The following is a 12125-nucleotide window of genomic DNA, read 5'->3' on the forward strand; positions in this document are numbered from 1 at the left end:
CAAACCCGCCCTCTTTTATCCAAAGATCACAATCCCAATTTTTCCAACACCGGACGGGTAGAAACAATATGTCGTTCTAATCCTAATTGTTTCGGTGCAACTCCTAACGCCAAAGCAATTAATTGTGGAAAATGTAAGACTGGTAAACCAAGTTTTCTCCCGATAACTTTCTCAACTTCTGGTTGACGAGAATCGAGATTTAAATGACACAAAGGACAAGGTGTCACCATACAATCTGCACCAGTGGCGATCGCATCTTGAATGTGCATTCCTGCCATTTTAAATGATTGTTCGGTGGCATAACTGGAAAGAGGCCAACCGCAACATTGCGTGCGTCCGCGATAATATACTGGTGTTGCTCCCACTGCCTCAAACATATTTTCCATTGCTTGAGGATTAAATGGATCGTCGTAGGGCATAGTTTTACGAGCGCGCAGTAGGTAACAACCATAGAAAGCCGCACACTTTAAACCGCTCAAAGACTTGGTGACTTTTTGCTGAATTGCCTTGTAACCATAATCCGTCACCAGCGCGTAAAGTAAATGCTTGACTTCCGTACTGCCACGATAGGGGGAACAGCCTTCTTTTTGGAGAAAACCGTTAACTTTATCTAGATAAGCTGGATCGCTTTGTTGAGATTCTTTAAGGCGATCGTCAACGTGAGCGATGACACCCTGACAAGTGCTGCAATGAGTTAAAAGAGGTAAGTTTAATTCTTCTGCTAAAGCAATATTCCTGGCATTAACAGTATCTTCTAGCAATTGCGAATCTTCTTTAAACGTACCAGAACCGCAGCAAGCGGCTTTTTTTAGCTCTATTAGTTCAATTCCTAAAGCTTGAGTTAGCGCTTGAGTTGATAGGTGCAATTCCCGACAAGCACCTTGAGCGACACAACCAGGGTAATATGCGTATTTTAAAGCTGTAGATGACATGGTAAATATAGTCAATAGGGTTTAGGAGTCAGGGGTAAGAAGAATATAACTCTAAGCTAACGCTTTGATAGTCGCAGGTGATTGTTTGATAGCCCTGGGCGATCGCTAGTATTTCCACTAGGTTTCTACGTTAACCCGTACAGTCTTTGTCATCACAGAAACAGATTGGAGTCGTAATTCTTCCAGAGTTCGCTGATAGATCGAGCCTGAAAAGGATATCCTGGCTACCCTTCTCTCTCACCTCTCATTTAGTGACAAAAAGAAAATAGACCATGTGGAGAGATATACGATCGCGCTTTTCGATAAGATGAATATGCTCAAAAGCATTTTACCTAAGTTCAAGGTCTAGCAACTGGTTAAGGACAGTCATCGTATGAGCGAAACGGAAATTTTTGAAAAAGTAAAGAAAATCGTCACCGAGCAACTAAGCGTTGAAGCCAGTAAGGTCACGCCCTCGGCTCATTTTGCCAACGATCTCAATGCCGATTCTCTGGACACAGTAGAGCTGGTAATGGCTCTAGAAGAAGAATTTGATATTGAAATTCCTGATGAAGCAGCCGAACAGATCACCACGGTACAAGAAGCTGTGGACTACATCAACAATAAAGTTGCTACATCCGCGTAAGTGTTAGTCACTTGTCCTTTGTCATTTGTCCTTTGTTCGCCAGCAATGACAAATGACGAATGACGTAGGGCGTAGACACCCGAAGGGGGGCTTCTCGAAGAATAGCCCTTCCCGAAGGATATGACAAATAGTTCACGGGTGAAGAAGCTGGCTGAGAATTGAGCTATGACAGATTTGGAAAAAAAACGGGTTGTGGTGACTGGTGTTGGCGCGATTACGCCAATTGGCAATAATCCAGTTGAATTCTGGGAAGGATTGCAAAGCGGTCGCAATGGTATTGGTTCGATTACATTATTCGATCCATCACAGCATAGATGCCGGATTGCCGGAGAGGTGAAAGGTTTCGACCCGCAGCAATACATGGATGGCAAAGATGCGAAACGAATGGATCGTTTTGCACAATTTGGCGTTGCTGCAAGTTTACAGGCGATCGCCGATGCCCAGTTTACGATTAACGAGTTAAATGCCGAACAAGTCGGTGTCATGCTCGGTACGGGGATTGGTGGGATTAAAGTTTTAGAAGAACAGCAAACCATTTATCTCAATCGCGGACCCGATCGCTGTAGCCCTTTCATGGTTCCCATGATGATCGCGAATATGGCGGCGGGGTTAACGGCAATTCACGTCGGTGCAAAAGGACCGAACTCCTGTCCTGTAACAGCTTGTGCTGCGGGTTCTAACGCAATTGGCGAGGCATTTCGACTGATCCAGCACGGATACGCCCAAGCGATGATTTGTGGTGGTACGGAAGCCGCTGTTACACCCCTATCGGTAGCGGGATTTGCCTCGATGCGGGCGCTATCTTTCCGCAACGACGATCCAACCCACGCCAGTCGTCCGTTCGATCGCGATCGCGATGGTTTTGTGATGGGAGAAGGGTCGGGAATTTTATTGCTGGAAGAATTAGGACACGCCCTGAGTCGGAAAGCCAAAATTTATGCGGAAATTGTCGGCTATGGCATGACTTGCGACGCTTACCACATGACGGGAATTGCCCCTCAAGGAGAAGGCGCAGCCAGGGCGATCGCTCTGTGTCTCAAAGATGGTGGAATTAAGCCAGAGCAAGTAAACTACATCAACGCTCACGGTACGAGTACCCCAGTCAACGATCCGAGCGAAACAGCGGCAATTAAAACAGCTTTGGGTGAAGCAGCTTATCAAGTTGCCATCAGTTCCACCAAGTCAATGACGGGTCATTTACTCGGCGGTTCGGGAGGAATTGAAGCAGTTGCGACAGTCATGGCGATCGCCCACGATCGGGTTCCGCCTACAATCAATTTGGAAAACCCCGATCCAGAATGCGATTTAGATTACATCCCAAATCAAAGTCGCGCCCACACCGTCAACGTTGCCCTATCCAACTCCTTCGGCTTCGGCGGACACAACGTTACCCTGGCATTTAAAAAATATGTCTAAGGGAGCAGTGTAGAGACGTTACATGCAACGTCTCTACACTGCTCCCTCAAAAAAAGGCTTGCATGGCGATCTCGAAGTATGGGACGATCGCTTATGCGTGCCGAGGGCGATGCCAAGCATTTAGCATCTTATGTATTGAGCCGCAACTGCGAGCTGAACTGTCGTTAACAAACTAGAAATTATGGCTGTTGCAACCCAATCCCTTGAAGAACTTTGTATTAACTCAATCCGCTTTCTGGCAATTGATGCCGTAGAAAAGGCAAAGTCGGGTCATCCTGGGCTGCCGATGGGTGCTGCTCCGATGGCATTCGTGCTTTGGGATCGCTTCATGCGGTTTAATCCTAAAAATCCGGCTTGGTTGAATCGCGATCGCTTTTTGCTGTCGGCGGGACATGGCAGTATGTTGCTGTATGCCCTGCTCTATTTAACTGGATATGAAGATTTAACTTTAGATGACCTCAAGCAGTTCCGTCAATGGGAATCAAAAACCCCAGGTCATCCAGAAAACTTTATGAATCCAGGGGTAGAAATTACCACTGGTCCATTGGGACAGGGAATCGCGAATGGTGTGGGAATTGCGATGGCTGAGGCTCACCTAGCAGCCACATTCAACAAACCCGATTTCCCCATCATCGACCACTACACCTACGTCATCTTAGGCGACGGTTGCAACATGGAAGGTGTTTCTGGCGAAGCTTGTTCTTTAGCCGGACACTTGGGACTGGGTAAGCTAATTGCTCTATATGACGACAACCACATTTCGATTGACGGTTCCACCGACCTAGCGTTTACAGAAGATGTTGGTAAACGGTTTGAGGCTTATAATTGGCACGTCCAGGTAGTAGAAGACGGTAACACAGATCTAGATGGCATTCAAAAAGCCATAGAAGCAGCAAAAGCCGTCACTGATAAGCCTTCTCTGATTAAAGTGCGGACAACCATTGGTTACGGATCGCCCAAGAAAGCCGATACTCGCCACGCTCACGGCGAAGCTTTAGGCGAAGATGAAGTTAAAGCCACCCGCGAACATTTAGGTTGGAATCACCCGCCGTTTGAAGTACCAGAAGATGCACTCAACCACTGGCGTAAAGCGATCGATCGCGGTGCAAAACTCGAACAAGAGTGGAACCAAATGTTCGAGCGCTACAAACAGCAATATGCTGACGAAGCTCGCACCCTAGAACGGATGCACGAAGCCGAACTGCCCCCAAACTGGGATTCAGTTCTGCCCACCTACAAGCCAGAAGATAAAGCGATCGCTACCCGCGTTCACTCCGGTAATTGCTTGAATGCGATCGCGGAAGTGCTGCCAGAATTGATTGGTGGTTCTGCTGACCTGGCTCCTTCTAACAATACCCTACTCAAGAATTCGGGCGACTTCCAAAAAGGACAATACCAAAATCGCTACATCCGCTTTGGCGTGCGCGAACACGGTATGGGTTCTATTTGTAACGGTCTTGCCCTAGATGGATCGGGGCTAATTCCCTACTGCGCTACATTCCTAGTTTTCACAGACTACATGCGGGCGGCGATTCGGCTTTCGGCACTGTCGGAAGCAGGCGTAATCTACGTCATGACTCACGACTCGATCGCGCTAGGTGAAGATGGTCCCACCCACCAACCAGTGGAACACATGGCAGCTTTGCGAGTCATCCCCGATCTGTACGTGCTTCGTCCGGCTGACGGTAACGAAACTTCGGGAGCTTACAAAGTCGCGATCGAAGCAGCTAAAGGCAAGCGATCGGGCAACAAAGTACGTCCTTCCGTACTCGCCTTAACTCGCCAAGCCTTACCCAACCTCGCTGGTAGCTCGATTGAAGGCGTAACCAAAGGCGCTTACATCATATCCGACAGCGAAGGTACACCCGACATCATCTTAATCGGCACGGGTAGCGAAACTCAACTTTGCGTCAAAGCAGCCGAGCAATTGCGCGGTGAAGGCAAAAAAGTGCGGGTCGTTTCCATGCCTTGCTGGGAAATTTTTGAAGAACAGACTCCAGAATACAAAGAATCCGTGCTACCCAAAGCCGTGAAAAAGCGGGTTTCCGTAGAAGCAGCCGTGACTTTTGGCTGGTGTCGTTATGTTGGTTCCGAAGGAATTGCGATCGGCATCGACCAATACGGTTCTTCGGCTCCTGGCAATGTTTGCATGGAAAAATTTGGCTTCACCGTCGATAACGTATTGGCAAAAGCTAAATCTTTGTTGGGCTAAATACCTATTAGAAGGGCGCACGTCTGTGCGCCCCTACTGTTTACTTATGGTCTGGGGTTTTCGCGAAAACCCCTTTTTTCTGCAATTAAACGCAGATGAACGCACGTAGAAGAAATGGCGATCGCCACCAAAGATCTCTTGAGCGATCTTCTTCGCGCCTAACGCTTCGCTTCGCCTGCGGCTGGTGCGTCTTTGCGCGACAAAAATCAGTCCCCAGCCTCCTCACGCACGATCGCCAACCCCAACTCTTTATAAGCAGCCAACACCCGATCCGATACAGTCGGCGCAGTCACCAGATAAGTCAAAGCGTGAATTGATTCAACTACATAGGATGCAGCCGTATCTAATTTCGCAGCTGTCGCCAATCCTACCACCTCCGCCGCCCTTGCAATCATCGCTCGTTTGACGTACGCCTCATTTAAATTCGTCACGCTAATTCCAATTTCTGGATGCAAACTACACACCCCCAACATGCACAAATCGGCACGAATCATCCGTAACGCCTCAACAGTAGCCGCACCAACATTAACTATGGCTTTTTTATAAAGCTGTCCGCCCAACATCACGACTTCAATATAGGGATGATCTGCCAACGCAACAGCGATTGGCGGGCTATTCGTGACGACAGTTGCTTGTAAATCTAGCGGTAAATGACAAGCTACCTGAAGCGTCGTCGTACCCCCATCCAAAATTACCACCTGCCCCGCACAAACTAATTTTGCCGCAGCACGGGCGATCGCCTCTTTTTCTTTCGGTGCTTGTTTTTGGCGATCGGCGTAACTCGCGATCGCGGGTGAAGCCAAAAGCGCCCCACCATGTACCCGTTGCAACAAACCCGACTCTGCCAATTCCCGCAAATCTCGACGAATCGTATCCTCAGAAACATTCAACGCCGTACTGAGTTCCGATGACAGCACCTTTTTATCGCGGCGCAGAATATCTAAGATGTATTGCCGTCTCTCTGCGGTTAGCATAGTCGCTCTGCCTGAAATTGCGTTTTCGATCTTGAAATTGCACCCTTATAAGTATAAACTCATAAACATGCAGGTTTTTGCATGTTAGTCAGTGCTTATAACTGAATTCAAGCATAATTCAAGCATACTTATGCACGTTTGAGTGTATCGTGCTTGACAGCGCTTTTGTAGCCACGAGCGATTGACTCGATCCCCACAGACTGCTTTGCTGTTTGTAGCGATCGAATTGCAATCCTGCTGACAACCTTCTCGTGCGATTGACCCGTCCGTAATAGTTCCTCACTAAAATATTAGCCATGACTATCACCGCTACTAAATTCCCTATCGATCTCGGTGCATACAAACCTCTGAAACTCGATCCAAGCAACCCCGTCCTCACAAACGAACAGCGAGAAACTTTAAAAGCAAATATTCAACTTTGTCGCGATGCGATCGTTTTATTTACGGCAACTGGAGCTGCGAAAGGAGTTGGCGGACATACAGGTGGACCCTACGACACCGTACCAGAAGTCATGATTCTCGATGCCTTCTTTCGGGGAGCGCCGGATAAATTCGTGCCAATTTTCTTTGATGAAGCGGGACACCGAGTCGGCACTCAATATTTAATGGCAGCTTTACGCGGTGAATTACCAGCCGAACAACTGCTGAAATATCGCGAAGCAAATTCTAAACTACCAGGACACCCCGAACTAGGATTAACTCCTGGCGTGCAGTTTAGTTCGGGACGGCTGGGACATATGTGGCCCTATGTTAACGGTGTGGCAATGGCAAATCCTGGCAAAGCAGTATTTTGCTTGGGTTCGGACGGTTCGCAGCAAGAAGGCAATGACGCGGAAGCAGCACGGTTAGCGATCGCCCAACACCTCAACGTGAAGCTAATTATCGACGATAATGATGTAACAATCGCCGGACATCCTTCTAAATATTTGCCTGGTTTTAGCGTTGCCAAAACCCTACAAGGTCATGGGTTGAAAGTACTTGAGGGAGATGGTGAAGATATTGATGATTTGTACCGTCGTCTGTGCGAAGCTGTAACTACACCAGGTGCGATCGCGGTGATTAACAAGCGTCCCATGTGTCCCGGAATTGAAGGCTTAGAAGGCTCTACCCACGGTCATGACGTGATTTCGGTAGACTTGGCGCTGAAATATCTCGAATCTCGCGGACAAGCGGCGGCTGTCGAACATATCAAGAGCATCCAAAAACCCAAAGATAGTTACACTTTCCTCGGTTCTGGAGACAAATTAGGCGCTAACCGCAACGTATTTGGCGAAGCAATGGTAGAAGTTCTCGGTCGGATGAGCGAGACGGAACGCAAGGAAAAAGTCATGGTCATTGATAGCGACCTAGAAGGTTCCTGCGGTCTGAAGAAGATTCACGATGCTTACCCCGAAATCTTCATTCCTTCTGGGATTATGGAGCGCGGTAACTTTTCGGCTGCGGCTGGATTTGGCATGGAAAAAGGCAAGCAAGGAGTTTTTGCCACATTCAGCGCCTTCCTAGAAATGTGCATTTCTGAAATTACGATGGCGCGGCTGAATTATTCCAACGTTCTGTGCCATTTTTCCCATGCGGGTGTTGATGACATGGCAGATAATACTTGTCATTTTGGCATCAACAATATGTTTGCCGATAATGGCTTGGATGACGGTCACGAAACACGGCTGTATTTCCCCGCCGATGCCAATCAGATGAAAGCTTGCGTGAATGCTGTATTTAGCGATCCTGGTTTGCGTTTCATCTTCTCTACACGTTCCAAAGTACCAAACATTCTCGACGGTAACGGTAACGACTTATTTGGCAGCAACTACAAATTCGTCCCTGGTAAAGATGAAGTCGTGCGGGAAGGAACTGCGGGTTACATCGTCAGCTTTGGTGATGCCTTGTACCGCTCCCTCGATGCTGTAGAGCGTCTGAAGCAGGAAGGAATAGATGTGGGTTTAATTAATAAAGCCACGCTGAATGTTGTCGATGAGGAGACGATGGCAAAAATCGGCAAAACTTCCTTTGTAGTGGTTGCGGAAGCCTTTAACCGTCGCACTGGCTTGGGTAGTCGTTTCGGTTCTTGGTTATTAGAGCGCGGCTATACTCCTAAATACGCTCACCTCGGTACTTATCATGAAGGTTGTGGCGGTTTGTGGGAACAATACCCACATCAGGGAATTGACCCAGCAGGAATTATGAATAAAGTCAAGGAATTGGCGAAATAATCTTATCCTTGCACTAATCAATCGCTCTTAGCCCCCTCACGCTCTTAGCCCCCCTTTTTAAGGGGGGTTGGGGGGATCTTCTCCGCCGTAGTCATCAAGCATCGATCCGATCCAAATCAATTCAATCATGAGTTTTTGATGCGATCGCAAAACCAATAAAAAATAGTATCTACCACAGAAATACCGATAGAATCAAATATTTTAACTTTTAACTTTTGACTTGCTAGTATGACAACTGATTTCTATAAATACCATGCTTTGGGAAACGATTATATTGTTATCGACCCAAATATAGTTAACTTTAACTTAAGTGAAAAAGCAATTCAATTAATTTGCGATCGCAATTTTGGTATTGGTTCAGATGGGATATTATATGGACCTATTTTTACAGGGGATAAGATAGAACTGAGAATTTTTAACCCTGATGGTAGTGAAGCTGAAAAAAGTGGTAATGGAATTCGGATTTTTTCGAGATATTTAGTTGATGCTGGATACATCAAGACAAAAACATTTCAATTAACAACTTTAGGCGGTGAGGTTGCTGTCGAAGTTTTAAACCCAGAAGCAACGCTGTTTAAAGTGGATATGGGAACTGTTACTTTTGAAAGTGAATTGATTCCGGTGACTGGTTCGCCTCGCCAAACAGTTGCGATCGATTTACCTGTAAACGATTTAACTTTGAAAGCCACTTGTTTATCTATTGGTAATCCTCACTGCGTTATCCCAGGATCGGAAGTTTCTCAGGAGCTTGCTGTATCTTTAGGGGCAAAAATTGAAAATCATCCGCTATTTCCTAAACGCATAAACGTGCAGTTTTTGCAAGTACTCGATCGCCAAAATATTCAAATAGAAATTTGGGAACGAGGCGCTGGTTATACTTTGGCTTCTGGTAGTAGTAGCTGTGCGGCTGCGAGTGCTGCTTATAAATTAGGTTTGGTTGACGATCGGGTTAAAGTACACATGCCAGGAGGAGAAATTGATATTGAGATAGTAGGCGATCGCGTTTTTATGACTGGTGGTGTGTCGGCTGTGGCTCAGGGTGAATTTGCGAAGGATTTTTTGAGCTGCCTGAATCTTCTCATCGATTGAGTGGCAACGCGACGACAAATCGAGGTGAAGTTGTATCTCTTTGTAGACCATGAAATTCTTGATTTGTAATCAGGGTGAGTGAAGTCGCGTTTGAATCTAAGCGAGTGGCGAAGGTCAAGTCACCGTTAAATGTACTGTAGGAAGCCACTTCTACTCTGGGATTGTCGATCGCGGGAATAACATCGTATTGATTGCCCAAATTGTCAATCAGAATCAAATTTTGAGGATTCGTGTTGAGTTTAATTGTTTTAGGCGATCGATTGACGACAGCTACATTCACAATGATGCGATCGGCTGCAAAGCGAACTCCCATCACTTGTAATACTGTTCCATTGGGATGTTGAACTTTTAAGCCCTGCTCCGAGTAGGACAGAGCCGCCCGTTCGGTTCTCACCGGAGCAGTTGCTGACGCAGTGCTAATTCGATTCGTCCGAATTGAATGGGTGTTAGAGGAGCTAACGTTGGGCGACCTGACGTGCAGCCGCGCCCCATTTCGTAATCGAATGTCAAAATTACCCGTAGGAGGCTGAATTTTGCGTCCGTGAATGGTGTAGGACGGCGGAGTCACCCATCCAGCATTTGCAGAACGTCTCGGTTGAGATGGCGCAGTTTGCCCACGAGTAACGGTCTGTTTGATGGGAATTTGCAGGGTCAGGAGCGGATACTGAGTTGTCGGATCGGTCTTTAACCCCCTGCGACTATTCGTGACTAACATGAGGGAGGTTGCTTGAGGTGCAAGTCCACCCCGAAAGGTCAGCCAACCTTGCGAGGTTTTACCAGGATTCATCGCTAAATATCGATTTGTTTCTGGGGGTTCCATAAAGTATCGATTGCCCAAATTATCGATTAAAACCATCCCTTTAGTGCTATTGAGTTGAATTTTACGGGAGCTACGATTGACCGCAGTAAGATTCAGCGAGATGTTGGTTTTGGTAAATTTTACGTCTGCCAGCTGTAAGCTCGTGCCGTTAGGATGGACGGCTTCAAGAGTCGTTTGAGCGGAGGTGGAAAATTGAGCTAGGACGCGAGGTGAGATTGCTAGCGGCACTGAAGCGAGTACCGAACTAGACAGCAGCAGGGCAAGTAGTCTTTTCATAGTTTTAGTTCCTCTAGAACTAAATTGAGGAGACAAAATCAATAGACTAAGCTGAGTTTGAAATGCGATTGATGATGTGCCGATTGACACAGCAATTGTAAGCGATCGCCCTGCCAAATCGTGGAGAGTTTAGATTGCGTTAACTATCGATTAACTTGCCGATCTGCTTTACTATACAGAATTCACTTTTTTGTCATAGCGATCGCTCAAGTTCGCTCAAAACCCATACTCTCACAGTGGTTGGCGCGGTCTAACGGTTGAGATGATGTATGGCGAAACCGCCAATGTCAACGCAAAATTTTATGAAAGACGTAAATAACAAAGTCGCTGTTTCGCCCTCACGTCCATTGATTTGTTGTGCCGCACCGTTATTTTCAAAAGCAAATATCTTATGAAGTGCGATTGTCAGAACAACTAACAGCTCAAGATTTCGTCGCTAATTGGATGTTCCAGCCTTCTGAATTGTCGCTTGTATTGTTTCGCTCTCGCCGAGTTCATAAAGACTTATCAAATTGTTCTCGATTGTGAAGATTTGCCGAACAGTCATATCCGCGAGCAAATTGCCTTGCAAATCTCTAATGATTTGATGAACTGTTACGACATCTCTATTGTTATCATCCGTTTCGTAATTTAATGGTTCGAGTTGCGGTTGAATAATCTTGAATTGATTCGTCCAATACTCGCGCACTGCGTCGCGCCCGTAAACGAAACCGCCTTCCATTCCGTTCGCCCATTTTACGTCCGGTTGCATAAACGAAATGATTGTTTCAATTTCGCGCTTGTTGAAAGCATTGTAAAGATTTTGTAGAAATTGTTGTTGATTTGAACTCATAGTTCTTGAATATACATCACGAACTTTGTCAAAACAAGAAAGCGACACGAACTTTGTCAAAACAAGAAAGCGACACAACGGCTCAAATCAGCGGCGGCTAGTGACTTATGATTTCTGACAATAACCTTTATTCCGCCGCTGCAACGACTTGTTGGGCTGCTGTCCCCGACCGCTGGCTTCGCGGTGCTAGCGATCTAAAAACCATAGATAAATTTCTATGCAAACAAAAGATTTTTTTTTGATTGATTAATAAGTAAGCTTACTCAGAGTGGCGTACAGTTAAAAATATACAAATGATTTAACTATTGCGATTTAGTTTTTCAGAACTTGAAGTCGTTTGACAATCATTCTCGGCAGTCTGCTGTTGAGACTTCTTTAAGCGCGATCGCAGATGCCAAGTTCCATTCTCCAGCCGATTTTTATCTATAGCCGATCCTTGCTATGAAATGGGTCGCTTCTAGTTAGTTCGATCTACCGTTCGTTTACCTCAATTATGGCAATCACCAATCTCATCCAGTTTAATAACCTCCGGGGCGATATCTTCGGCGGTGTCACGGCTGCCGTTGTCTCATTACCCCCGGCTGTGCATTCGGCGTTGCCTTTGGGGTGGGTCTCCGCGGTGGACTCTATGGGGCAGTTTGTGGCGGCTTTTTTGCCGCCCTGTTTGGCGGTACCCCAACGTCGTCTGAACCGACCGGGTCAATAGCCGTAAGCCCTGTCTACAGGTTCTCGTGCAACA

At 46.6% G+C, this 12125-nt stretch carries 10 protein-coding genes and 1 pseudogene; 6 read left to right on the forward strand and 5 right to left on the reverse strand.

What is annotated here, in order from left to right; all coding sequences use genetic code 11:
• Positions 1–26: 26 nt before the first annotated feature.
• Positions 27–932, reverse strand: coding sequence for a CoB--CoM heterodisulfide reductase iron-sulfur subunit B family protein (locus CHRO_RS08555; RefSeq protein ID WP_015153803.1), 906 nt, complete (start codon positions 930–932; stop codon positions 27–29).
• Between the two features lie 373 nt (positions 933–1305).
• Between CHRO_RS08555 and acpP the strand changes: the two genes are divergently transcribed.
• The 3 genes from acpP (at position 1306) to tkt (ending at position 5185) form a co-directional block, all read left to right on the forward strand.
• Positions 1306–1557 (forward strand): acyl carrier protein, encoded by a 252-nt coding sequence (gene acpP / locus CHRO_RS08560; RefSeq protein WP_015153804.1) that lies wholly within the window; start codon positions 1306–1308, stop codon positions 1555–1557.
• A 165-nt stretch (positions 1558–1722) separates the two neighbouring features.
• Positions 1723–2973 (forward strand): beta-ketoacyl-ACP synthase II, encoded by a 1251-nt coding sequence (fabF, locus tag CHRO_RS08565; RefSeq protein WP_015153805.1) that lies wholly within the window; start codon positions 1723–1725, stop codon positions 2971–2973.
• Between the two features lie 181 nt (positions 2974–3154).
• Positions 3155–5185, forward strand: coding sequence for a transketolase (tkt, locus tag CHRO_RS08570; protein WP_015153806.1), 2031 nt, complete (start codon positions 3155–3157; stop codon positions 5183–5185).
• Positions 5186–5391: 206 nt separating this feature from the next.
• Here the strand turns inward: tkt and CHRO_RS08575 are convergent, their stop codons facing one another.
• Both CHRO_RS08575 and CHRO_RS31870 read right to left on the reverse strand, forming a co-directional pair.
• Positions 5392–6159, reverse strand: a complete 768-nt coding sequence (locus CHRO_RS08575) for a DeoR/GlpR family DNA-binding transcription regulator (protein WP_015153807.1) — start codon at positions 6157–6159, stop codon at positions 5392–5394.
• 118 nt (positions 6160–6277) lie between these two features.
• Entirely contained in the window at positions 6278–6457 is a 180-nt protein-coding gene (locus CHRO_RS31870) for a hypothetical protein (RefSeq protein ID WP_127024072.1), read from the reverse strand.
• Here CHRO_RS31870 and CHRO_RS08580 point away from each other — a divergent pair.
• Entirely contained in the window at positions 6456–8369 is a 1914-nt protein-coding gene (locus CHRO_RS08580) for a transketolase C-terminal domain-containing protein (RefSeq protein WP_015153808.1), read from the forward strand. The genes CHRO_RS31870 and CHRO_RS08580 overlap by 2 nt on opposite strands.
• A gap of 228 nt (positions 8370–8597) precedes the next feature.
• Positions 8598–9458, forward strand: coding sequence for a diaminopimelate epimerase (dapF, locus tag CHRO_RS08585; protein ID WP_015153809.1), 861 nt, complete (start codon positions 8598–8600; stop codon positions 9456–9458).
• On the opposite strand, the gene CHRO_RS08590 is transcribed toward dapF, so the two are convergent.
• Both CHRO_RS08590 and CHRO_RS08595 read right to left on the reverse strand, forming a co-directional pair.
• The gene (locus CHRO_RS08590) at positions 9448–10554 is read right to left on the reverse strand and encodes a hypothetical protein (RefSeq protein WP_015153810.1); all 1107 of its coding nucleotides are present in this window, start codon (positions 10552–10554) and stop codon (positions 9448–9450) included. The two genes, dapF and CHRO_RS08590, sit on opposite strands and share 11 nt — an antisense overlap.
• A 436-nt stretch (positions 10555–10990) precedes the next feature.
• On the reverse strand, positions 10991–11386 hold the full coding sequence (locus CHRO_RS08595) for a nuclear transport factor 2 family protein (protein WP_015153811.1): 396 nt from the start codon (positions 11384–11386) through the stop codon (positions 10991–10993).
• A 493-nt stretch (positions 11387–11879) separates the two neighbouring features.
• Between CHRO_RS08595 and CHRO_RS34745 the strand changes: the two are divergent.
• Positions 11880–12097: pseudogene (locus CHRO_RS34745) on the forward strand (SulP family inorganic anion transporter); the annotation flags it as partial.
• Positions 12098–12125: the final 28 nt, after the last annotated feature.

This window comes from Chroococcidiopsis thermalis PCC 7203, assembly GCF_000317125.1.
Taxonomy (GTDB): Bacteria; Cyanobacteriota; Cyanobacteriia; order Cyanobacteriales; family Chroococcidiopsidaceae; genus Chroococcidiopsis; species Chroococcidiopsis thermalis.

Coding starts and splice junctions, on each gene's coding strand:
- CHRO_RS08595 (WP_015153811.1), bottom strand. CDS start 11,386: ATGAGTTCAAATCAACAACAATTTCTACAAAATCTTTACAATGCTTTC.
- CHRO_RS08590 (WP_015153810.1), bottom strand. CDS start 10,554: ATGAAAAGACTACTTGCCCTGCTGCTGTCTAGTTCGGTACTCGCTTCA.
- CHRO_RS31870 (WP_127024072.1), bottom strand. CDS start 6,457: ATGGCTAATATTTTAGTGAGGAACTATTACGGACGGGTCAATCGCACG.
- CHRO_RS08555 (WP_015153803.1), bottom strand. CDS start 932: ATGTCATCTACAGCTTTAAAATACGCATATTACCCTGGTTGTGTCGCT.
- dapF (WP_015153809.1), top strand. CDS start 8,598: ATGACAACTGATTTCTATAAATACCATGCTTTGGGAAACGATTATATT.
- CHRO_RS08575 (WP_015153807.1), bottom strand. CDS start 6,159: ATGCTAACCGCAGAGAGACGGCAATACATCTTAGATATTCTGCGCCGC.
- fabF (WP_015153805.1), top strand. CDS start 1,723: ATGACAGATTTGGAAAAAAAACGGGTTGTGGTGACTGGTGTTGGCGCG.
- CHRO_RS08580 (WP_015153808.1), top strand. CDS start 6,456: ATGACTATCACCGCTACTAAATTCCCTATCGATCTCGGTGCATACAAA.
- tkt (WP_015153806.1), top strand. CDS start 3,155: ATGGCTGTTGCAACCCAATCCCTTGAAGAACTTTGTATTAACTCAATC.
- acpP (WP_015153804.1), top strand. CDS start 1,306: ATGAGCGAAACGGAAATTTTTGAAAAAGTAAAGAAAATCGTCACCGAG.